19 protein-coding genes and 1 tRNA gene are annotated in these 22313 nt (G+C 45.4%); 12 read left to right on the top strand and 8 right to left on the bottom strand.

The genetic code is table 11. The annotated features are described in order from the left end of the window. Positions 1-505: 505 nt before the first annotated feature. From R3I13_RS18570 to R3I13_RS18580, 3 genes are all read left to right on the top strand, one after another. On the top strand, positions 506-1303 hold the full coding sequence (locus R3I13_RS18570) for a hypothetical protein (RefSeq protein WP_346319460.1): 798 nt from the start codon (positions 506-508) through the stop codon (positions 1301-1303). 505 nt (positions 1304-1808) lie between these two features. Further along, positions 1809-2081, top strand: coding sequence for a hypothetical protein (locus R3I13_RS18575; RefSeq protein ID WP_346319461.1), 273 nt, complete (start codon positions 1809-1811; stop codon positions 2079-2081). Positions 2082-2151: 70 nt separating this feature from the next. Further along, entirely contained in the window at positions 2152-2316 is a 165-nt protein-coding gene (locus R3I13_RS18580; RefSeq protein WP_346319462.1) for a hypothetical protein, read from the top strand. Positions 2317-2597: 281 nt separating this feature from the next. Here R3I13_RS18580 and R3I13_RS18585 read toward each other — a convergent pair whose 3' ends face one another. Beyond that, complete coding sequence (locus R3I13_RS18585) at positions 2598-3017, bottom strand: hypothetical protein (RefSeq protein ID WP_346319463.1); 420 nt, start codon at positions 3015-3017, stop codon at positions 2598-2600. A 158-nt stretch (positions 3018-3175) separates the two neighbouring features. Between R3I13_RS18585 and R3I13_RS18590 the strand changes: the two genes are divergently transcribed. The 4 genes from R3I13_RS18590 to R3I13_RS18605 all read left to right on the top strand — a co-directional run bounded on the left by R3I13_RS18590 (position 3176) and on the right by R3I13_RS18605 (position 10821). Continuing rightward, positions 3176-3430 carry a hypothetical protein gene (locus tag R3I13_RS18590; RefSeq protein ID WP_346319464.1) on the top strand — a complete coding sequence of 85 codons (255 nt, stop codon included), beginning with the start codon at positions 3176-3178 and terminating at the stop codon, positions 3428-3430. Positions 3431-4220: 790 nt separating this feature from the next. Further along, positions 4221-9038 (top strand): hypothetical protein, encoded by a 4818-nt coding sequence (locus R3I13_RS18595; RefSeq protein WP_346319465.1) that lies wholly within the window; start codon positions 4221-4223, stop codon positions 9036-9038. 1 nt (position 9039) lies between these two features. Next, positions 9040-10398 carry a hypothetical protein gene (locus R3I13_RS18600; RefSeq protein WP_346319466.1) on the top strand — a complete coding sequence of 453 codons (1359 nt, stop codon included), beginning with the start codon at positions 9040-9042 and terminating at the stop codon, positions 10396-10398. Positions 10399-10587: 189 nt separating this feature from the next. Beyond that, complete coding sequence (locus R3I13_RS18605; protein ID WP_346319467.1) at positions 10588-10821, top strand: hypothetical protein; 234 nt, start codon at positions 10588-10590, stop codon at positions 10819-10821. Here R3I13_RS18605 and R3I13_RS18610 read toward each other — a convergent pair. From R3I13_RS18610 to R3I13_RS18635, 6 genes are all read right to left on the bottom strand, one after another. After that, a complete protein-coding gene (locus R3I13_RS18610; RefSeq protein ID WP_346319468.1) occupies positions 10816-11928 on the bottom strand; it encodes a site-specific integrase in 1113 nt (370 codons plus the stop codon). The two genes, R3I13_RS18605 and R3I13_RS18610, sit on opposite strands and share 6 nt — an antisense overlap. A gap of 378 nt (positions 11929-12306) precedes the next feature. Next, positions 12307-12393 (bottom strand) — tRNA-Leu (locus R3I13_RS18615). A gap of 139 nt (positions 12394-12532) precedes the next feature. Further along, entirely contained in the window at positions 12533-13345 is an 813-nt protein-coding gene (locus R3I13_RS18620; RefSeq protein WP_346319469.1) for a 2,3,4,5-tetrahydropyridine-2,6-dicarboxylate N-succinyltransferase, read from the bottom strand. Positions 13346-13399: 54 nt separating this feature from the next. After that, positions 13400-14389 carry an MvdC/MvdD family ATP grasp protein gene (locus tag R3I13_RS18625; RefSeq protein WP_346319470.1) on the bottom strand — a complete coding sequence of 330 codons (990 nt, stop codon included), beginning with the start codon at positions 14387-14389 and terminating at the stop codon, positions 13400-13402. Further along, entirely contained in the window at positions 14382-15344 is a 963-nt protein-coding gene (locus tag R3I13_RS18630; protein ID WP_346319471.1) for an MvdC/MvdD family ATP grasp protein, read from the bottom strand. Before R3I13_RS18630 ends, R3I13_RS18625 begins: the two co-directional genes overlap by 8 nt. A 70-nt stretch (positions 15345-15414) precedes the next feature. Next, on the bottom strand, positions 15415-15597 hold the full coding sequence (locus tag R3I13_RS18635) for a microviridin/marinostatin family tricyclic proteinase inhibitor (RefSeq protein ID WP_346319472.1): 183 nt from the start codon (positions 15595-15597) through the stop codon (positions 15415-15417). A 192-nt stretch (positions 15598-15789) separates the two neighbouring features. Here R3I13_RS18635 and R3I13_RS18640 point away from each other — a divergent pair, with 192 nt between their 5' ends. The 5 genes from R3I13_RS18640 to miaA all read left to right on the top strand — a co-directional run bounded on the left by R3I13_RS18640 (position 15790) and on the right by miaA (position 20583). Then, positions 15790-16920 (top strand): glycosyltransferase family 1 protein, encoded by a 1131-nt coding sequence (locus R3I13_RS18640; protein ID WP_346319473.1) that lies wholly within the window; start codon positions 15790-15792, stop codon positions 16918-16920. Continuing rightward, complete coding sequence (locus R3I13_RS18645; RefSeq protein ID WP_346319474.1) at positions 16917-17489, top strand: L-threonylcarbamoyladenylate synthase; 573 nt, start codon at positions 16917-16919, stop codon at positions 17487-17489. Before R3I13_RS18640 ends, R3I13_RS18645 begins: the two co-directional genes overlap by 4 nt. Before the next feature lie 32 nt (positions 17490-17521). Then, positions 17522-18940 (top strand): HD domain-containing protein, encoded by a 1419-nt coding sequence (locus R3I13_RS18650; protein WP_346319475.1) that lies wholly within the window; start codon positions 17522-17524, stop codon positions 18938-18940. A gap of 35 nt (positions 18941-18975) precedes the next feature. Then, positions 18976-19551, top strand: coding sequence for a hypothetical protein (locus R3I13_RS18655; protein ID WP_346319476.1), 576 nt, complete (start codon positions 18976-18978; stop codon positions 19549-19551). Positions 19552-19677: 126 nt separating this feature from the next. Continuing rightward, positions 19678-20583 carry a tRNA (adenosine(37)-N6)-dimethylallyltransferase MiaA gene (gene miaA / locus R3I13_RS18660; protein ID WP_346319477.1) on the top strand — a complete coding sequence of 302 codons (906 nt, stop codon included), beginning with the start codon at positions 19678-19680 and terminating at the stop codon, positions 20581-20583. Between the two features lie 52 nt (positions 20584-20635). On the opposite strand, the gene R3I13_RS18665 is transcribed toward miaA, so the two are convergent. Continuing rightward, positions 20636-22219, bottom strand: a complete 1584-nt coding sequence (locus R3I13_RS18665) for a hypothetical protein (RefSeq protein WP_346319478.1) — start codon at positions 22217-22219, stop codon at positions 20636-20638. Positions 22220-22313 lie beyond the last annotated feature (94 nt).

Consider the following 22313-nt stretch of genomic DNA (forward strand, 5'->3'; position numbering starts at 1 on the left):
TTTCACACTTTTTCCTCCTGAGAAAGCTGGTGTAGCTTTCTTCGGGAAATGAGCCGTTTTTAATGGCAAGGTCGCGGAATATCAAGTGTTTTGGAGGCCATCTGCTGGGAAGAGTGGCTTATTGAATGGGGAGGCGATCGACAGGCGTTCAAGTCAATGCGACGTTTTGGGGACTAGAAGCATAAGAAGTGTTCCGGCACACGACAGTGCCGGAACTCCAGCACATATTGTAGCCGGAAAAATTTTGTCAATAGAAATTAAAGTCGGGTCGAGAGAAATTAATTTCCACCTGGGGTTTCAAAGCGTTACGGCGCCGATGAAACCCTTATTTTCTAATATTACATGAAAAATTGGAAAGTGAATGTTAATAATTGGTTAGTAAGATGCTGTTAGACATTTTCACCCTATTTAATCTTTTTCTCCTCTTATATTATTAGGTAGCTGGATGATTTAGTTTATCCTGTCTTTTTTTTGTAAACTGTGTCTTTAGAATTATTTTCGATCAATGAAATTTACGCATAGGACGTTTCCTGTTTTAGAGATGTTAAAAGGCTCATTGGATATTTGGCCTTTGCAACTTAGGGGTTCATCACATCTTATTGCCCTTTTCCCTACTATTAATAGCAGATGGCAAGCATTTTCCAGTGAGTTTTCCAAGAATATATTTTTTATGGCCGATACTTTTATAAAGGCTATGGAGAAGGATGTTTTCACGTGGAGTGCAGATATTTTAAAAGATTTTCAGGTGCAAAAGAGAACGACATTTTTTAGCGGAAGTGCGACGTTTATGTCAAAAAATCGCACGTTTTGTATTTATACAGATGCTGAAAAAGGGCGATATTGCGTGTTCGAATTTTTCCCGTACCAAGGAAATTTGTGTTTGCGGTCGGTTTTGTTGTTAGAAAATTCTGCTACTGAACCATCCTCCGAACTATTTTTCTTGGCCGATCCGTTCATAGCTGATGTTCACCATCGTACGGAAGTATACAACGTTTTTGCTCAGATCTTGGCCACTTTATTTTTTGTGCAGAATGTAGAGCCTCAAACAAAGTATGTCGTTCCCGCAAAGGGGAAAATTCAAACTATCAATAAAGAAAAGATTGTAAACGGGACGTCATTTGATATTGATGTACTCGACGCTCGCTGGTATACTACCATTGTCCGCAGTGAACCTTTCAGGGTGGAGGGTTTTACACGCAAGCAGCGGCATGGTCCTGGATTTAGTTTAGTGAAGGAAAAAGTCATAGAATCCTTTTGGAAAAAAGGCTATACGATTCGTGCGAAGATGTTAAAAGAAGATTAGTTAGGTGTTTTTTGATAATTTACTTTTAATGATACTTTTTTTAAAAGATCCTCCATTGAAGTTAAGGATGTACAGTAGGTTACGCAATTTGAACGACCCCATGGCCTAACTTCTACTTTTTTGTCGCGGGGAAATCAACTTCGGTGAACGAGAACCTTTGTACCTGATTGGTTTTGATGTGAATATGCTGGAAATTAACTGTGACGCTCGTTTTCTGCGTATTTTATGATATTTGATCGTAGTAATTTTAATTGATCAAGCTTTTGTTGCTCATCATTGAGTTTTGCCGACAATTCATTGATTTTGGCATCCAATATCGCTATGTCGAACGTAATGATATCGGGGAATTCCTTAGTATTACTGGTTGTTTGCATGCCAACTTGCTAAAAGGTGTTGAATGGTTATTTTGAGAGACAAATATAGCCTTTTTTACTGAGTTTTTCAGAGACAGGGAAGTTTGATGGAATATTGTATTTTTATGGTCCCGTCACCAAATATTACTGCCTTGAAAATAGCACATTTAAATATTAGAGAACTGACTTTTTTGCGAGATCGGTATTTACAGGAAGAACAGCACATTTTGGATGCAATTCCTGCCCTGCAACAACGTTTGCAATATGTACAACAGCGTAAAGCAGTTTTTGCGAACCAACTTTCGGAAATTGGAGTTAAAAACATCCTGTTAGAGATGAAGGCAGTTTCGGCTTGGCCCGCACCTCCTTTGACTTTTGCAGCCTACGATGTTGATCGGGGCAAGCCATCCATTTTCATTTCTTAGGAAAGTATTTTAGTTCAAGCAAAATTAAAAAAGCTTTGATAGCCTTTAGCATATATTAATGCAGATATAAATGACAAACAGCAAATTTTCAGAAGAGCAAATATCGGTCATTGAACAGCTTACGGCTTTACTGAAGCAATGTCAGCAGCTCAATATTCATATTTCAGGTGTATCTGACTATGAGGTTAAACAATATGAAGATGGTAACGGGAATGATTATTTAGCCATTACCTAAACTGTAAAATAAATCGTGGTTTCGAATAGATGAATGGTTGGGACAAGTAGTGATCAATGGATGAAGAAAAAAATAAGTGCGCAAACTTATAATCTTCGCTTATAGTATTAGAGAAGCCGCTCCACATGGGCAATTTAATATTTTTTGGATGGTTGAATTAACCGGGGCCCGTTATGACATAATTGCTGTTGAAGAGTGAAATGCAGATAGCCTGGGGATGTCATAAATAACTGACGGGAGGTTACTTGAATTATTAGTGATGGCTGGAAGGGAAGTAGCAATCATTTCCTGATGAAGCTTGATTGTTCCGGTAGCCATGGGATGTCATAAATAATGGCTGGAAGATTTCTTACATTATCTTCAATGGAGGGCGGGAGAGGATTGGTAATCGTCACTTTTTGTACCTTCAGTTTGCCGGCAACTGCCATGGCCATTAATATGAATTCCGGCGCAAAATCCGGAGAATCTGGTTCTGATTCCATGCAAATCTGTCCGTCGACAAGGAACTCATACTTCTTTAGGTTTCTGATCATCGCACGTACGGTTATATCGTGATAGCCTGATTTTTTACTAATCTTAACTGGATTCCATTCTCCTGTTTCTATACCGTGCAAAATGATGGCAGCTGCCATAAAAGTACGAGTTCCGTCCTCTGCGATGTTGAACTCTTTTACGAGTTGTTCTGCTTCTTTAAAATGCATGAAATTTATTTTCGTGGAAAATTAGTGCATTTTTCTATTGAGGACTTCATGGGTCATCAATATTTTTTCACTGATCCTCCTTGGAGGTAATTAGCACAAACTAAATTGTTATATTGTTTGAGTCAGTTTCTATTGATCATAACGTAAAGTAAAGTGCTATGATAAAAAGTGATGAGTTGATTGTGATGCGTGCTATAGCCATTTGTTTCAAACCATATTTGAAACCTGAAGAAGCCTATATCTACACAAACCTTGGCAGGACTCAATTTGCCCTGAAATGTTCTGAATTTGGTGTATTAAAAACCAGCAGCGGATATTTCAGGAAGGAAGATCTTGATAGACTAATGGCTGGGGAACCTTCCAGATTTTTATCCGCTGCCGATGATCTACAACTGAAGAAAATACGGAAGTAATGCTGGTTCTGATAGTAAGTTGATGGCTTCGGATTGATCTTTAGGGCGATGCCTTTTGTATACTCTTAGTACCTGCGCTGTGGTGGTATGCCCCATGAGGTATGCGATCGTCGGATCGTCCACTTTTTGGTCCTTCAATAATATCGAGAAACTCAATCTTGCGCAGGACCAGGTGATATGTTTTTTTATGCCCGCGGCGGCTACCCATTCATTAAGAATTTTATTGGCCCCATTTTTACTTGGGAGCCGGAAAACCTTCCTCCCGGAATTTATAGCATCGTCTGGATCATTTAGCTGGCTTCTGCGTTTCACGAGGATTGTTTTCGCAATCGGGTGCAGCGTCAGGGTAATCGGTTGCCCTGTTTTTTGCTGAATGATCCTCGTTACCAAGGAGTCGCCCTTGATTTGATCCCAGCTCAGTGTAAGGACGTCGCACCAGCGGAGACCTGTATAGCAACAAAAAATAAAAGCTTCCTGTAGCACCCAATGGAATATCGGGGTGGCCAGTAGTGCGCAATAGTCTTCAGCCTCGATCAGCTTTTGTTCGCAATAAATTCAATTCTATCTAGGGAAGGCCAGTTGCGGATTCCGGTCAATTTTAATGGGTCTCATTTTTTTTTGGCTATATAAGTAAAATACAATATTTTTCGTACCTCGAATAGTAAGCTTCCTAACAGCTAATTGCAACAGCTGACTCCAAGACGTTTGTGCTGACCTGATGGCAAATAAGCAAGTCTGTATGGGATATTACATGAGGGTCCAAAACGTATTTTAAAAATCTCTATACTTTATGGATCACGTTGATCGCATAATTTCATTTGGTGAGAAAGTTAGTGAACAACACCTTGACGATTTTCTCAATGATGTTCAAAAGATACTGCCCCTTGCTCTACAAAGGAAAATTAGGGTCGTATTTGACCTTTCCGCTTGTAAGTGGTTTTCTAACCAGGAATTATTAGTATTTACTGCACTTTTAAGATACTTTTTTGAGGCTGAAATTGAATTCTTCGTACGTTTTCTGAAAGTGGGGATTCCAGAAAACGTCGATAGACGCCTAGCAAGTCAAATTGTTCAGATTTGGGAAGTATGGAAGATTGGAGCTGTTATTCCTGACAATATCGCTGATAGTGTTGTGCCGGGTTCTAAGTTTGAGAAATATTTTGATATATCATATGGCCTTGTCCAGAGACTCAAAATAAAATATAATATCCCAGCGGATAGTCTTGATATTTATGACAGATATGGCGTCACCCCTTTTGTTGAGCTAGAAAAAATAGAAAATTACGACGACCAAAGAGTATCGGAAAAATTAGCGAGAATTTACAAATTGAGCAAAGCTACAACTGAAATTCTCCAAAGGTACAATTGTACAATGCCATTTGATAATAAAACATTGAGCTCAATTGTTACAAGGGAGCTGTATGAGAATTTTTTGGACCATTTTAAGCAAGGTATTTTCAATGTAGAAAAGAATTTTTCTTTTTTTAATATTTCACTAATAAAAAGGTTAAGTGAATCGACAAATAAGCCGGATACTATTCAGCATGTCTTGAAGAAGAATTTTCTTGAAGAGCAGGTGCCTGAACTAGCATCTTTTTACTATGATAATAGTTCAAAAAAGTATATTAACCGATCGTTGCTTCAACTTTCATTCGTGGATTTTGGAGAAGGAATCTGCAGGTCATTGGAAAAGCAATTTCTTCAAGCCAGGGATGATCAAAAAAAAGATATACTTTTTACAGCTGGGAGCCTTGATGATAATATTCTGGCATACGCATTTCAATTTGATTCTTCAAAAGATCCAATTGACAAGCGATACCTTGAGCGGTCGAACATACCAAGGGGACTCTTTGATTTACTTACAATTGTTCGAAGATTCAATGGGTTGTTAGTAGCTCGTAGCAATAGGGGTAAAGTTATTTTTAATTTTTCACAAGGTCAAACATTTTCACAAGCTGTATCCCGGTTCGGAGACAGTAGCAAGAATTTCCCTGGAACACTTATAAGTATCTATTTGCCTGAACGTGACAAACAGAATTCTATTACTACCATCCCAATTAAGCCAATAGATCACCTTGATAAGCGCAGTTTTTTTAAGAAAAAGATAATACATGTCAGTCTATTTGACTTGCAGGTTGAAGTGAAAAGTATGAACTTTTTGAAAGAAAAATTCTACGATAAGCTGTTTGAGAAATTTGTTTCGATTTTTGATACCAGTACTGGAAACAATCTATTTTATATAAGTTTTAAAGGATTTGAGATTGACGATAGAGTTACAAAGAAACTCATATATTTTTTGGCATTTGACTATAGAATTAATATTAGTAACAGTGTAATCATATTAGACCCTCCACCAATTGATTACTTAGAGAATGTTAACAAAGAAATTCAGTTTCTTCCTGAAATTTCCAAACAATTTCACATTCACCCTACGCCGTTTATTTATATTGAAGCTGCAACGGACCAGATTTCAATTTTTTGGTTGGGTGTATTTTTGCATTCTGATATTCTTAAGCTGAATGAATTGTTGTTTGAAGTAAGTGATTTGCGGTCCAGTGACTTTGCAAATCCAGACGGGGTAATAGGGAATGTCAACTACTATGATGAGCACCGCAACCTTATTTCACTTGTTGACAAAAATAACATCTCGAATATTCTTAAGGAACAAAAAGACCAATTGGAATATGAGCAAGTGGAGAAACTTATTTTAGATTGTGTAAAGTCAGAAGAAGGGTTTGTGTATTTATGCAATGGGAATTACTATCAGGAAAAATATATTCAACTTTTCGACTTATTAACGAATAAAAACAACGTACGATTACTAGCTTCCGCATTAGCCAATAAATTGATTGAAGAGCTTGGGGATCTTTCCTCCTATTATTTTGTTTGTAATACACAAAGCAGTGAGAAGATAGTCGAAGAATTGATTGCTCTGGGATTTTTTGATAGTAGTCGATACTTTTCTGCGAAAGGTGGTCTTTCACAATTTATTGGAGCAGTTAAAAAGAAGGAGCTGCCGAAATCCAGCAAATTTGTTTTGGTCTGTGATGTATTGTCAACAGGTTACATGTGGAATAAATTGCGGTTAGCCCTTTTGCAAGCCGAAATCGCTATCGCAAAGATTGGGGTGATTGTTAACGGAATCGACCTTGAATTTGAACCGGCCATCCAACGATATGATTTGTTTTCAAAAGACATTGTGGCCTTGAGCGTTTTTCCAATGCGCAAAAGGAGACGATATCAAATTCGGGAACTATTATTAAAAAAGGCATTGCATGTCAGAAGGATTAACCCGTATACAAATACGCCAATAACTCAAAGCAATATTAGAAATGCTTACTTACATTCGTCGTTGCTAGGTAACAAGCAGTTTATTAAAATTCTGGATGAATCGTATATTAAAGTTGGTTACTTTAAGTTTAATAACCTGATTCATCCATACTTTTTCGATATGGATAAGCTGTTAATGGACCGAAGTAGAAGCAATCTCCTTCTCAGAGAATTGTTTAATAAAATCGACTCAGTTTTACTTAAGGATTTGGAGATCATTTTCTTTCCAAAAAAGTCCGGTGTTGGCAATTTAGACCTAGAATATCTTAAAGACTCTATCCTGAATAATCACGCATTAACTATAATAGAATTGCAGCGCTTTTCCACTAATGAGGGATGGCGATTTCCTCACCCGCCGGAATTCTTATACGATATTGCTGGAAATAAAAAGGTCATGATTCTCGATGATGGGTCATGTTCGGGCGAATCAGTGATTCAAATGATAGATGAAGTAGCCACGTTAAATGTACGAGAGATTATTGTTTTATCCATCATAGGGAGAGTTAATGATCATAAAAAGGATTTTTTTTCACGGTTAAAGTTGATAAGAAGCGAGCACGGTGAAGTCTCAATTTCGGTATTTTTTGGAAGTCACTGGCATGTTCCCACCTACTATATACAAGAAAGCCCGGTTATAAAAGAGAAAACCTGGCTTGATGATATTCTAAATCATTCGAACATTCCGATAGGGATAAGAGAAATCGCAGAAAACGTAAAGGCGGAATTAGAGTTAAAGGAGATCGAAGCGCTAAATAACAAGTATCTTATTAAGCCAAGGACGGAAGATGGTGAATTTTTAAAGGATTTGCTACTGACCAAGGAACAAATAGGTCGGATCTCAACTTATAGGTTTTATAAAGAATATTTCGAGTTTTTTGACAAATTTATTCTTGAAATTGAGAATACCGAATTTACTGACGACCGATATAAAACAATTGAACTAATTTCCGCGGTATTTTTACACGAACCAAATTTATATGAGAAAGTCAAAGAAGTGCTTCCTGATCTTACTGAGCGACTAGAGTTATTTATTCAGACGATCTTGTTTGGAAACCCTACAAAACCAAATAAACCGATCCTGAGCAAAAAGCGCTTGTATTACATCTGGTCTAACAAAAATTTATTCCATTTGTTTTTCATTTTGTACCAGAATGACGAACTATTCGACTTTTTGACAGTCGGAAAATTTGTTGAATTAATTAATAGGTTTTGTCTCGGCAAGGATGGAGATTTAAATTATTTATTCTATCGTCTTTTAAAATATTTGCCTCATAATTCAACGACCAAGTATGAAATGAAATATGCTGGTAAAGCTCGATGGTTGGTTAATGCGGCAATAGAGAATAGGCAGTTAAATGGAGGTTTAGTCAATAAGCTCAAAAGATATAGGTCATTTATCGCCACCTTACCGGCTGATGAGAGTGATTTTGATACTGCGATTTCATTATTGAATAATTTGTACAGCAACGTTACTGACGAAAAATTTCATGATCGATCTATTACTCTTAAGGTAGACGTGATAGTTTCTTTGTTAGAGGTAATGGAAGAGGAATTTGATACCTTTAAAGTTCCGCAAATTTTAAAAACTTGGGAAGAGGATATTTCTTCTTTTATTGAATCTGTTTTATCTTTTAGTCGAAGCTACCCCCTTTTTTTTGCGCCTTGCGATGATAAAATTTACAGCCGACTGGAGTATAGTAATGAATCTCTACGTGAGTTGCATGGCTTTATATCCGATGAAATATTTAGTTTGACACAACGGTCCGAAATTGGAAAAATTAGGAATTGGATAAAACGGGTGCTTGAAAGATTTATTGGCAGTAACACAATTTATTATCGAATTTTTATTAATATTTCAACTTCGGATATTTTTCTCGAATTTCAGAAGTTTTTGAGTGCTTCCAGAGATGATCATCCGAAACTTGACCTTAAACCTCAACGGCATAATATATCCCAAGGCTCTGTAGCAGTTCCATTATACTTTATACAAGAGGTGTTGTTTAAGGAGCTTCGTCTGAACTTCAGGCACGCTCACATCAATTTTCCTGTGTTTTTTACCTGGAGTTATTCTTACGGCTTTTTAACTTTGCGAATTGAGAATAAAATTGATCCTAATAATAGGAACGGAGGAAGTGGATCTGGAATTTCAAAGTTAGAAAACCTCAATAGAATGCCTAATAATGTTGTCAACTATAGAAAGGGGGATAGTGTTGATGATGAGGCCACCAGAACTTCTAAGGATGACTTTGTCCAAACGATAATCTTTAAATCGATTTAATATGTCTTTATCTCTAAAGGATTTAGTATTGTTTGTTTTTGACGAGCGTGAGAATTATAATAATCCGACTACAAAAGATAGAATCGGAAGCGCTTTATTCAAGAAGGTCATTTTGATTGAATCACGAGAAGAATTTGATCGAGAATATACGAATCTTGAGCAAAATGAGAAGTTTTTGTTGATTTGTCACGTCTTTCATGCCGCGAAAAGTGAAAGTGAGGTAGCCTTGCGAGGCGTTTTAAAGTTTAACAATACTGGAATATATGAAGACTATGGTGTCATCCCGGTTTTTGTTTCAGCTGGGGATGCTGGAAGCGTTATGAAAGCTCTCTATGATTTGGAAAAGTCGCCGAAGCCTGTTTACATTTATTCTACCATGAGAGATGAGGTTAAAGCGGGACGAATTCAGGTTTATTCAAAAAGCGAATTGTCCAAGGAGCATCACGGCAGTGCATCGGGATCTGTGTTAAGTGAAAATGGGGGAAACGCCTTAGTTTTTGAATATGCAATAATTACAGCACTTTTTTCGAATGAATTTGAGCAAATTGAGCCTTATTTTATTTGGACGCCAAAACTTGATATTAATACAAGGACAAAACGCTATAGGACCGGTCATTTCGTCGGCCAGCCTGATAAGCGAATTGTGGTCGGGATTCCATCTGACACAGGCATGGTTGATACTGCAATAATTGCTACGGAAATGTTGAACATGTTTAAACCCAAGATTTTGATGATGTCAGGTGTCTGTGGGGGGAAAGAGGGGTTGAATTTCGGAGACCTCGTTGTAGCAAAAAAAGTATTTACTTTTCAGAAGGGGAAAGTAAGTGATATTGCAGGCAAAGACGGAAAGAAGGTTAAGCTTTATAACAAGGATCAGGTTGAAATTGACTATGATCATCTGTATGACGAAAGCGGAAAACAAATTGCTATAAGTGTAGAGAAGTTTGAGGGAGAACAGGATTCTGTGTTGTCTATTGATTCGCTCTTACAAGATCATTTGGAACCTGAAATTCCCGAAATTGAAAAATTAATCAATAAAGAGATCCAGGCCTTCGGTAAGGAGATTAAAATTGTTTTTGAGCCAATCGCTTGTAGTACAATGGTTATTAATAAGAAGGGATATTTCGAGGATCATATAATGCCAGTACATCGAAAGGTGGCTGCGGTTGAGATGGAGAGCTATGGGGTTGCTCGATCCACTGAAATTGCTAATGATGGTTCTACTAAATGGCTAATTTTCAAGGCTGTAATGGATAATATGACTGTAAAAGATGACAGCGCTAAGAAGTATGCAGCTCGAATAAGCGCAATGTTCTTAAAGTACATTCTCGAAAGGGGAGCGCTTAGTCCTGCGCTTTAGACCTTTTGGGGGGATATGAAAGCCTGCCGTCACTTGGTGTTTTGTTAAGCGTAAGGGCCTTCGATCTTCCTGAGACTTCGCATGTAACTCAAATTTTTTCATCGATCCTCCTTGGAGGTAATCAACACAAACGATATAGTTAGATTGGTAACGCCAATTTCTATTAATAATTTTGTTAAATGAAGTGCAATGATTAAAAGTGATGAGTTGACCGTGATGCGAGCTATAGCCCTTTGTTTCAAGCCGTACCTGAAGCCTGAGGAGGCATATATTTATACAAACCTGGGTAGGACCCAGTTTGCCTTGAAATGTTCTGAATTCGGCATATTAAAAACCAGCAGCGGATACTTCAAGAAGGAGGACCTCGATAATATAATGGCCGGGAAACCTTCCAGGTATATATCCGCTGCTGAGAAATTATAGCTGCAGGAAATACGGAAGTAATTCCGGTTCGGGCAGCAAGCTAATAGATTCTGACTGATCCTTCGGGCGATGCCTTTTATATACTTTTTGAACCTGTGCTGTTGTGGTATGGCCCAGTAGGTAGGCAATAGTTGGATCATCTACCAGTTTATCCTTCAGTAGAATAGAGAAGCTAAGCCGCGCGCATGACCAAGTGATATGTTTCATTATTCCGGCTGCTTTCATCCATTGGCTGAGAATTTTATTGGCGCCGTTCGCACCGGGAAGCTGGAAGACCTTCCTGGTGAACTTCTCGGCATCGCTAAGACCCTGCAATTGGTTCCTGCGTTTCACGAGGATGGCTTTGGCAATCGGGTGCAGCGTCAAGGTAATCGGTTGCCCCGTCTTTTGCTGTATAATCCTCGTTACAAGCGTATCCCCTTTAATTTGATCCCAACTTAAAGTTACAACGTCGCACCATCTCAGGCCTGTGTAACAACAAAGGATAAAGGCCTCCTGCACCTCCCAATTTAAAATAGGCGTGGCCAACAGCGCCAAATAATCTTCCACCTCGATAATCTCTTTTAACCTGGTTGAAGGATTGGATTTTGCGCTTACTTTTTCAGCTGGGCTGGATAAGTAATACTTGTCTGATGTTGCAGCCGCCAGTACCCATTTAAACCGGGTGAAGTAATCAGAAGGTGTTTCTCCATGGTATTTATCGAGCAGGTAACGCCTGAATCTTTTACAAAGCTCCTCGGTAATATCGACAGGTGAAATAAAGTTTTTTTTGAGAAAAGATTTGAACTGGACTAAGCTGTTCGATAAATGCCGGTTGCCTTCACGGGTGTGATTTTTCACGTATTCCGCGTAGTAGTCCAGGAAGTTTCCTTTGAATTTATGATTAGGAATATAGGCGGATCCGATTGCTTGCCGTTCGATGGTCAGCTGGCTGTCTTTCACCTTCAGTAGGGAAATGGCCTCCTGGTTATGCTTTTTTTCCGCGGGGTCCTTTGGTTTCGTGTAAATCCAGATCCCCGTGGATGGCCTTTGCCCTTTTTGCCGGCCGTAATCATAATAGAAAGTAATTTTATCCCCTTTTTTACTCATTCTTTTCAGGAAATTCATGCCACTTCATTTAAAGGGTGAGTAAAATCCATCCGCAATGTATATGCCGTACCGTTAGGTTGGAAAGGCCATGTTCCTGTAATGGTAAAATGTGGGATGATATGAATGGAACTTTTTTTTCGTGTCACTTTCAGGCAGTGCCAAAGGCCATGGAAGGTGTCAGTGTCAGAATGACTTTCGTATGCTGAGGCGATTTTTTTGGTTAATTTTTGCGGTGTGTGGTGCTGGTTACGTGCTGGTAGTGTGCTCGCATGTTGGTGTGTCATTTGGTGTGTCAATTGTGTGTCAACAATGGTGGTAAAAACCGCAAAAAAGGGGGAAGAAATGACACACGTATAAAATGAAAACGGTTGTAAATCAATGACTTACAACCGTTTGTGGTGCCCAGAACTGGATTCGAACCAGCACACCCTTGCGGGCGCTGCGACCTGAACACAGTGCGTCTACCAATTTCGCCATCTGGGCATCTTTTTCCGTGTTAGGGATTGCAAAAGTACGTACTTTCTCATTATTTCCAAATTCCCATCAGCTTTTTTTCAACAAAAACAGCCGTAAAAAACGAAAGCCGCGCATAGCACGGCTTCCAAATGTATATGGAAAATGTTTATACGGCAATGTTGAATTCACGCAGCGTGTCGTTCAGGCTGGTCTTCAGGTCGGTGCTGGCTTTACGCTGACCGATGATCAGCGCACAGCTCACCTGGTATTCGCCCGCAGGGAACTTCTTCGTATACGTACCGGGTATCACCACGCTGCGCGCAGGCACGCGGCCTTTGTATTCGATCGGTTCAGCGCCGCTCACGTCAATGATCTTGGTGGATTGGGTCAGCACCACGTTGGCGCCCAGCACCGCCTCTTTCTCTACATGCACGCCCTCTACCACGATGCAGCGGGAACCTACGAACACACCGTCTTCAATGATCACGGGGCTGGCCTGTAAAGGCTCCAGTACTCCGCCAATGCCTACGCCGCCGCTCAGGTGCACGTGTTTGCCGATCTGCGCGCAGGAACCTACCGTAGCCCAGGTATCCACCATGGTGCCCTCGTCTACATACGCGCCGATATTTACATAAGAAGGCATCAGGATAGCGCCTTTGGCGATAAACGCGCCGTAGCGGGCCACTGCATGGGGCACTACGCGCACGCCCAGTTCCTTATAGTTGGTCTTGAGCTTCATTTTATCGTGGAACTCGAAAGGAGGCAGCGTCATGGTTTCCATCGGTTGTATCGTGAAATACATCAGGATGGCCTGTTTTACCCATTCGTTCACTTTCCACCCGTTCTCTCCCGGTTCCGCTACACGGAGTTTTCCTTTATCCACGGCCTCTATCACTGCTCTCACGGCATCGGAATACTGTGTTTGCTGTAACAGGCTGCGGTCATTCCATGCAGCCAGTATTTGTTGCTGTACGTCCATTGTCTAATAATTAATTTCCGCAAAAATAATATAATACCGCACAGTTGTTCCCCCTTATTCTCTTCTTTCTGCCTGCCCCAGCAATATCGCTGCCAGCTGCCGGGAAATGGAATGCCCGCAAAGCTTGTCCAGCCAAAAGAATTCCCCCGCCGCATTCAGCTCCAGGAAATAATATTTCCCCTCAGGCGTCAGCACCAGGTCTATAGCGCCATAGTTAAGGCGGTAAAAATCCATTATCTTCAAAAGCCCGGCGCTTACTGGTTCGGGCAGGCCAAAAGGCTGCCAGTCCTCCACCAGCAAGGCGCCTTCCTTGCGCCAGTCTGTCTGCGCTTCAGGCAGCTGCTGGCTGTCTATCGAAAAAGCGAATATTTCTTTTCCCACCACGGTCACCCGCAGCTCCAGCGCCTTCGGCAGCTTTTCCTGGAAGGTCATAGGGCAATAGCTGAGCTGTTGCAGCTGTTCCAGGTGATGGCTGCTGATCTCATTGGTAAATACCACGTGTTCCCGCCCTTCGCGGTAAATGGCGAAGGAACTTTGCATCTTTGCGACTACCGGCCTGTTAATGGCTTCCATAAAGGCTTTCAGCCTCACGGGGGAATTGGTGATGCAGGTGGCCGGCACTTCCAGCCCGCAGCCGGCCGCGATCCGCAGCTGTTCTTCTTTGCTGTCCAGCCGCCGGTATACGCTGTATCGTTCCAGCTGGAAGCAGGGCAGGCCTTCGAGCATGCCGAACAGCGTGCGCCGCACCTCGCCGATGGAAGAGGGGAGGAACTCCTTATCCAGCACAGTTTCCAGGCCTTTGCCAATATTATAGCTGCGGCGGTACCATACCGCGGTAATATCGTCCAGCGAATGGCTGCCATACTCATCTTCCAGCCACAGCTGCCAGCGGCCGCCGGTATATTGGGTAGTGAGACGTGTGGTCAGTGGGTAGCGGTCCACATCAAACCGGATGCTTTCGCCGCCAAGGGCCTTGATATGCTGTATCACGGAGGCCACTGCTTCATTGTCCGCCGTATGGGTAATGATCAGGACTTTATTCATTGGTGATCCGGTTGACGAGCTTTTCCACTATGGTGGCGGCTATCGGGAAGCCGAGGTATTTTTCCAGCATGCCCCATTCGCCCTGCGGGTTCACTTCGAGGAACACATATTCGCCATCGGGCTGAAGGATCATGTCTATCGCGCCGAATTGCAGACCCAGCAAGCGCATCATCTCGTCTATCTTTTCTTCTACATGGCCGGGCAGCTCGTATGCTTCCCATTGGATGAGGGTGGTGCTGCCGGCCCGCCAGTCCGTAAGCTCGGGCGCACGCAGGCTGCCGGTATAAAAATCGCCGTCGATGTACACGACGCGCAGCTCGCGGTCTTTGGGAATATATTCCTGCAATATCATCGGGCAGGCGGAAAGCGATTCCAGCATGGGCACGTCTTCCTTGCGCAGGCGCGTGGTAGGGAAGAAGTCGCCGCGGCCGTCCATAGTTTTGGACAGCGCGCCATGCAGCTTTACGACCACTTCGCCCTGGTGGTCGTCATAGAACCGGATGGCGTCTTCAGCATGATTGCTGAAAAGTGTTTGCGGAACGTGCAGGCCGGCGGCCTGCGCAGCGGAAAGCTGCAGCAGCTTGTTGCCGCCCACGGCATGGTCCAGGTCCAGCCGGTTGATCCACGGCACGTCCAGCGCGTCGAGGAATATGTTGAGGGAAGTGTTGTATTCTTTGAGGAATGAAGGAACATAGGCGGGATCCAGCGAAGGAGGCACCTGCAAAGCCCAGAGCTTGCGGTACCATACGCCCTGAATGTCCCGCGCGTCTATCACCTGGCTGCCGCATTGCAGCTGGTATTGGGGACCTGAAGCAGTAAGCCGGTAACGGAGGCGGTACCGGGTACCGAATTCATCTGAATTAAAACGAAAAGCGGAGTAACCTAGCTGCTGCAGCCGCTGCTGCACGAGATCAATGGTGTAGGTGTCCTGTGAATGCGTAATGCAAAGAATCATGAAGCGGACAAATAAAAACAAGCAACGGCCGTGGCCATTGCTTGCAATGATGAATGAATGCCGGTGGAATTTATAACAGCCACCATTCCTCGTCCCCGTCGGAAGGATATTTATGCGTCTGATCGGGAACGTCGGCCAGCTTGCTGGTCCAGTTATTTTCGTTTGATTGTTGTTGTTTGGGAAGCGCGTTCTTTTGCTGTGACTCAAGGAATTGTGCAAAGAACGGCTTTAGTACGTTTTCATTGGGCTTCATACCTGTTAACGTTTTAGTGGTTTAATGGAAGAAAATATGGTTACGGTTATACAGTACTAATTTTTTCAAAAAAATTGTCGAAAGCCAATCACAATAAGTTCCGGTGATTCTAAGCGGACAATTAAATTAGCATTTTTACAGGAAAGAAAAAAATCAAATTCAGTATTTTGCCCCCGAATCAAACTATTTGCTTTGAACATCGGTTTCGACGCCAAGCGGGCCTTTCAGAACCGCACAGGCCTGGGCAATTACAGCCGCACCCTCGTAAAGTCGCTGGCAGCGTACTATCCGCAGCATCAGTATTTCCTGTTCGCCCCCAAATCCAAACCGCTTTTCAGGCCCGAAGCCGGCATGCGCACCATCCTGCCGCAAAAGCCCCATCACCGCTGGCTGAAGCCGGTATGGCGCAGCCGCTGGGTGGTGAACGATCTCCGGCATCATCATATCGATGTTTACCACGGCCTCAGCGCCGAACTGCCCTTCGGCATCCACAACAGCGGCGTCAAAAGCGTGGTTACCATGCACGACCTGATCTTTGAACGCTACCCGAAACAATATAATCCCATCGACGTATATACATACCGCCGCAAGGCCGTGTACGCATGCCGCCAGGCAAGCCGCGTGATCGCCATCAGCGAACAGACCAAAGCTGACCTCATGGAGTTCTACCGCGTGCCGGAAGAGCGCATCAGCGTGTGTTACCAGGGCTGCGACCCTTCTTTCCAGCTGCAGCATACCACAGAAGGCATCAGGCACATGAAAACAAAGTACGCCTTGCCGCAGGATTACTTCCTGTACGTGGGCTCCGTGATAGAACGCAAGAACCTGATGGGCATTGCGCAGGCCATGCGCTCCCTGAAAGGTAAGCTGGACGTGCCTTTGGTGGTGCTCGGCGATGGCACGGGCTATAAGAAGGAAGTAAAGGAATACCTCCGCAAAGAAGGCCTGGAGCAGCGGGTGATCTGGCTCAACGAAACACATAAATTCGCATTCGCCGACCTGCCGGCCCTTTACCAGGGCGCCCTGGCGCTGTTGTACCCCTCCATGTTCGAAGGCTTCGGCATTCCCATCCTGGAAGCCCTCTGGAGCCGCACGCCCGTTGTTACCTCCAACGGCAGCTGCTTCGCAGAAACCGGCGGCAACGCCGTTTTCTACGTAGACCCGTTCCAGCCCGCAGCCATTGCCCATGCCATGGAACAGGTGGCGGCAGACGAGGTGCTCAGGGCCGATATGCAGCAGAAAGGCATCCTTCACGCGCAGCACTTCACCCTGGATAAATGCGCGGCGGCAGTGATGAATGTGTATGAAACCATTACAGCATGACGGAATTTGAAGACGATATCACCCAAAGCCTCACCGCACTCCGCAACGGCGGCATTATTCTTTACCCCACGGATACTATCTGGGGCATCGGCTGCGACGCTACGGACGAGCAGGCTGTAAAGCGCATCTACGCGCTCAAGCAGCGCAGTGAAGCCAAAAGCCTCGTTATACTGATGGCCGATGTGAAAGACCTGGTGCGGTACCTCGCGCATCCGCCGCCGGATATCGAACAGACCCTCAGGACCTTCAACCGCCCCACCACCGTCATCTACGAAGGCGCGCTGCACCTGGCGCCCGGCGCAGTGAACCAGGACGGGTCCATTGCCATCCGCATCGTGCAGGACGAATTTTGCAGGCACCTTATCAAACGGCTGCGCAAGCCATTGGTATCCACATCGGCTAACCTCAGCGGAGAGCCTTCCCCAGCTGTTTTCAGCGAAGTAAGCGAAGCCATCCGGCAGGGCGTAGACTATACCGTGAAGTACCGGCAGCAGGACAATACGCCTGCCCGGCCTTCGCGCATTGTGCGCATCGCGAAAGATGGCGCACTGGAAATCATCCGTAATTGAGTACTTTTGCGCCTTAAACCAGTAGAAAGTATATGCAGATTCCCTGTACAGCACGGGAAAAGGAGTTGTTCGGAAGCGTGGCACAGGCGGCGCGCCAGATTGGCGTTCCCTGTTATCTCATCGGCGGTTTTGTGAGGGATAAACTGCTGAACCGCAGTACCAAAGACATGGATATTGTTTGCGTGGGCGATGGCATCGCGCTTGCACACCGGGTGGCTTCCCTGCTGGACCCGGCCATTAAAGTGAACTATTTCAAGACCTACGGCACCGCCCAGATCCGGTATAAAGACATTGAAATTGAATTTGTTGGCGCCCGCCGGGAAAGTTACAGCGAAAACAGCCGCAACCCCGAAGTGGCGCCCGGTACACTGGAAGATGACCAGCTCCGCCGCGATTTTACCATCAACGCACTGGCAATCAGCCTCAACGAAGCCGACTACGGCCAGCTGCTCGATCCCTTCAACGGGCAGCAGGACCTGGCAGATAAGATCATCCGCACCCCGCTGGACCCCGCCCGCACCTTCAGCGACGACCCCCTGCGCATGATGCGGGGCATCCGCTTTGCGTCGCAGCTGCATTTCAGGATACATCCGGAAACATTCCAGGCCATTAAAGACAATGCGGAGCGCATTAAGATCATCACCCAGGAGCGGATCACGGATGAGCTGAACAAGATCATGCTGTCGTCCAAACCCTCGATCGGCCTCGATCTGCTGTACCAGGCCGGCCTGCTGAAAATTATTTTCCCGCAGATGGTAGACCTCGTGGGCGTTGAAACGGTGGAAGGCAAAGGGCATAAGGATAATTTTTACCATACCCTCCAGGTGATCGACAATATTTCCCGCCATACCCGCGACCTCTGGCTGCGCTGGGCCGCGCTCATGCACGACATTGGCAAGCCCGCCACCAAACGCTTCGAAGAAGGCCATGGCTGGACCTTTCACGGTCACGATGCAGTAGGTGGGAAAATGGTGCCGCGCATCTTTGCACGCCTCAAGCTGCCGCAGCATGAAAGCATGCGGCTGGTGAAAAAGCTGGTGGAACTGCATTTGCGGCCTATCAGCCTTACGAAGGAGAATATAACGGATTCGGCTATACGCCGCCTGCTGTTCGACGCAGGCGAGGACCTGGATGCGCTGATGATGCTATGCGAGGCGGACATTACTTCCAAGAACAAGGCCAAGGTGAAGCGTTACCTGGAAAATTTCGAGCTGGTGCGCGAGCGGCTGAAGGAAGTGGAGGAAAGCGACCGCATCCGTAACTGGCAGCCGCCCATAACCGGGGAAATGATCATGGAAACGTTCAACCTGAAGCCGGGAAGGATCGTGGGAGACCTCAAAAACACCATCCGGGAGGCCATCCTGGACGGGGAAATTCCCAATTCCTTCGATGCAGCATACCAGTATATGTTGCAGAAAGCCAAAGAACTTGACTTGACCCCTGTTAAATAATTTGGTATTTTTGCCTTACGCTTAATGTAATTCATATGCCGGTATTGAAGTTCCGAGTTTACTGGGAGGAAGATGAGAGTGTCTACAGAGACATTGCGGTAAAGCCTAGCCAGAATTTTTTGCAGTTCCATCAAGCCATATTAACCGCATATGAGTTTGACTCCAAGCATAAGGCTACTTTTTTCCGCAGCAACGACAACTGGCAGAGAGGCCGCGAGATATTGCTCGAAAAGGACGCCCAGCCCCGCAAAGCGGAGCCGCTGCTGATGTCGGATACGCCGATAGGCGCCATGGTAAAAGATCCTAACCAGAAATTCATCTACCTCTACGACTACGCCAAAAACTGGACATTCCTTGTTGAGCTGATCGGCGTTGCCAAAGACGAGAACACCAAGCTCAGCTATCCCGCCTGCGTGCGCAAGGAAGGCCTCGCGCCCAGCCAGTACGGCACCAAAGGCCTCATTGGCGACAAGCTCGTGGAAATGGAAGAGAAATATGACCTGAACCGCGAAGGGATGTCTGAAGACGGCTTTGGCGAAGAAGGAGAGGAAGCCGAAGGGGAAGACGATGGCATGGAAGAATCCGGCGGCGAAGAAGAGAACATCTATTAAAACCTCGCCTGCGCCGGGTTCAGCCGGCGTCATTCAATAAGCCCGGTCATTCAGCATCTGCCGTACGGCGGGCTGCCCGCATAAATTTATTTCCTGGCACTTTTCCCAAATGATGCCTGCTTTCATATGAAAAATACGGTTGTAGTACTCGCCGGGCCTACCGCAGTAGGTAAAACGGCCATGGCTATACGCCTGGCAGAACGGCTGGGAACGGAGATCATCTCTGCTGATTCCCGCCAGTGCTACCGCGAGCTGACCATCGGCACCGCGAAGCCCGATGCTGCTGAATTGCAGGCCGTGCCGCATTATTTCATCAACTCACATTCGATTACAGAAGAGGTGAACGCCGCCATGTACGGGCAGCTTGCGCTGCGGTATGCGGATGAGATCTTTTCCCGCCAGCCTTTTGCCATCGTTACCGGCGGCACGGGGCTCTATATCCGCGCTTTCCTGGAAGGAATGGATGAAATGCCGCCGGTGCCGGAGGACATACGGCAGCAACTGCGTAAAGAATATGAAGAAAAAGGAATTTCGTGGCTGCAGGAGACTTTAAAAAAGAAAGACCCTGCATTCTACGCAGGAGCTGAGATACACAACCCGCACCGTTTGCTGCGCGCGCTCGAAATATTTGAAGCCACCGGGCAGTCTATTACCGCATTCCGCACCGGCACGCAGCAACAGCGCGATTTTAACGTGATCAAAATAGGGTTGCAGCTGCCGAAAGAATTGCTGCATGAAAACATCCACCTGCGCGTGGACCGCATGATGGCCGCAGGCCTGGTGGATGAAGTGCGCAGCGTGGAAGCTTACCGCCACCACAACGCGCTCCAGACCGTCGGTTACGCCGAAATATTCGACCACTTCGACGGCAAAATAACCCTCCCCGAAGCCATAGAAGCGATCAAAACGCACACCCGCCAATACGCCAAACGCCAGCTCACCTGGTTCCGCCGCGACGCTGCCATGCAATGGTTCGACGCGCGGGAGGGCGATGCTGTTGAAACCGCTGTGCTGCAGCTGTTGAAGGCATAAAAAAGGAAGAGCGCTGGCCCTTCCTTTTTTTGTATCCTGGATATTGATGATATCAGAACTTAAAACCTACTGTCGCTACGATATTCCCGCCCTTCAAATCCGCAGATGCCGCTGAAACGGGCATGCCGGAGAGGGTGTAGGGAACGTAAAGGTCTTTGGTAGACAGCGTATGCACATACGTCAGGTCAGCAAAGAAACCCCTGTTGCGGTAACCAACGCCGCCGCTTACCTTTTTAATGCTGGCGTCAACATCAGCATAATCGGAGTTGTACGGGTTGCCGTAGTAGGAAAAACCTGCACGAACGGCGAATACGTTGAACTTCATTTCACCGCCAACGCGCACGTTTACCGCGCCCTGGTATGCGTTTTCAATTACGTTGTTCAGCCGGTCGGAGATCTGCCGGTCTCCTTCTGCGCCCTTGTTGTATTTGAATTTCGTGCCGCCGTAGTTGACATATTCCACGTCTGCTGTCACGAAGCCGTGCTGCTGTTTTACATCTTCGTTAGTGCCGAAAATGTAGGATACGCTGGCCATGGCCCTGGCAGGCGTACGCAGGCTGTATTCGTATTCTACGGGGAAACCGTCTGTCAGGTCTCTTTCTGAATAACCCGCAGTCACATAATGCTCCGACTGACCGTCTGCAGGCAGGTTCTCGGTGTTCACCAGGAAGGTGGCCGTGGAAGCGTCGCGCATATTGTACCAGGTAGGCGTGTGATACGCCAGGCCTAAACGAAGACTGGGCATGGGTGAATAAATGATACCCAGCTTGGAGTTAAAGCCCACCGCGTCCGTCGTCAGGTTCTCGGTATGCTCGAAGAAGGAGAAGTCGTTGTCATTATTGCCAGACAGGTCGTCTTCAGCGAAGGTCCTGTTGCGCTCATAATGGATAGTAGGGAAGTTCAGGGAGATACCCATGTAGAACTGTTCGTTGAAATTGCCGCCGAACCCGAGGGAAAACTCGTCCAGGCCGCCTTTTTCCTTCACAACATCCTGCTGGTCGATGCCCCCGGGATTCGTAGGATTCACGACGGTATAATATTTCGTCGGGTTACCGTTCTGATCGCGATCCGCATTCAGCAGGAAACCCCAGTAGCCGAGGCTGGCGCCGAGGGGATAGTTATCTTCAGCCTCAACAAGAGAAACCGGGCTTCCGCCGTTGTTCAGTGTTTCCACCCAGCGGTCTGAATAGCTGGTGGTGGTGTTTACCCCAGCAATGTAGGTTTTGTTGTTGAAGTTCGCCATCCTGGTGTAATCCAGCGAAAAGGCGAAGTTTTTCCAGCGGGAGTTCGGGTTGCGCCGGTTGGGCAGGCCGAAAACGACCCCGGCATTGCTCAGCAGGCCGCCGCTTTTGTCCGCATCCGTAGCTTCTCCCAGGTAGTTATAACTGTTATTGCGGAAGTAAAACCCTGGCGAAACGTTCACTTCACTCGTTTTGAAAAAGCCAAGACCCGCCGGGTTCACATGGGTCGCGGAAATATCGCCCCCGAGAGAACCTGCCGCGCCGCCAATAGCCTGCGTACGGGCCGTGCCTCCGGTGGTGAGGCGGCTGTACCGCAAGGCATCCCCTTCATCCTGCGCCATGACCTGGCTGGATACACCTATGGCTATCAAAAGAAATGTGATCCTTTTATTCATCTTAAAAAATCTGGTGAAAAAATATGCGAGAGTAAATATAAGAATTAACAGTCACGTATTATACATTGATAATACGCGACTGTTAACAGTATTG

Origin of the sequence: Chitinophaga sp. YIM B06452 (assembly GCF_039655965.1) — a bacterium.
In the GTDB taxonomy this organism is placed as follows: Bacteria; Bacteroidota; Bacteroidia; order Chitinophagales; family Chitinophagaceae; genus Chitinophaga.

Bases quoted from the DNA above. Each gene is read 5' to 3' on its own strand.
- R3I13_RS18570 (WP_346319460.1), top strand. From the start codon at position 506: ATGAAATTTACGCATAGGACGTTTCCTGTTTTAGAGATGTTAAAAGGC.
- R3I13_RS18580 (WP_346319462.1), top strand. From the start codon at position 2,152: ATGACAAACAGCAAATTTTCAGAAGAGCAAATATCGGTCATTGAACAG.
- R3I13_RS18585 (WP_346319463.1), bottom strand. From the start codon at position 3,017: ATGCATTTTAAAGAAGCAGAACAACTCGTAAAAGAGTTCAACATCGCA.
- R3I13_RS18590 (WP_346319464.1), top strand. From the start codon at position 3,176: ATGATAAAAAGTGATGAGTTGATTGTGATGCGTGCTATAGCCATTTGT.
- R3I13_RS18595 (WP_346319465.1), top strand. From the start codon at position 4,221: ATGGATCACGTTGATCGCATAATTTCATTTGGTGAGAAAGTTAGTGAA.
- R3I13_RS18600 (WP_346319466.1), top strand. From the start codon at position 9,040: ATGTCTTTATCTCTAAAGGATTTAGTATTGTTTGTTTTTGACGAGCGT.
- R3I13_RS18605 (WP_346319467.1), top strand. From the start codon at position 10,588: ATGATTAAAAGTGATGAGTTGACCGTGATGCGAGCTATAGCCCTTTGT.
- R3I13_RS18610 (WP_346319468.1), bottom strand. From the start codon at position 11,928: ATGAATTTCCTGAAAAGAATGAGTAAAAAAGGGGATAAAATTACTTTC.
- R3I13_RS18620 (WP_346319469.1), bottom strand. From the start codon at position 13,345: ATGGACGTACAGCAACAAATACTGGCTGCATGGAATGACCGCAGCCTG.
- R3I13_RS18625 (WP_346319470.1), bottom strand. From the start codon at position 14,389: ATGAATAAAGTCCTGATCATTACCCATACGGCGGACAATGAAGCAGTG.
- R3I13_RS18630 (WP_346319471.1), bottom strand. From the start codon at position 15,344: ATGATTCTTTGCATTACGCATTCACAGGACACCTACACCATTGATCTC.
- R3I13_RS18635 (WP_346319472.1), bottom strand. From the start codon at position 15,597: ATGAAGCCCAATGAAAACGTACTAAAGCCGTTCTTTGCACAATTCCTT.
- R3I13_RS18645 (WP_346319474.1), top strand. From the start codon at position 16,917: ATGACGGAATTTGAAGACGATATCACCCAAAGCCTCACCGCACTCCGC.
- R3I13_RS18650 (WP_346319475.1), top strand. From the start codon at position 17,522: ATGCAGATTCCCTGTACAGCACGGGAAAAGGAGTTGTTCGGAAGCGTG.
- R3I13_RS18655 (WP_346319476.1), top strand. From the start codon at position 18,976: ATGCCGGTATTGAAGTTCCGAGTTTACTGGGAGGAAGATGAGAGTGTC.
- miaA (WP_346319477.1), top strand. From the start codon at position 19,678: ATGAAAAATACGGTTGTAGTACTCGCCGGGCCTACCGCAGTAGGTAAA.
- R3I13_RS18665 (WP_346319478.1), bottom strand. From the start codon at position 22,219: ATGAATAAAAGGATCACATTTCTTTTGATAGCCATAGGTGTATCCAGC.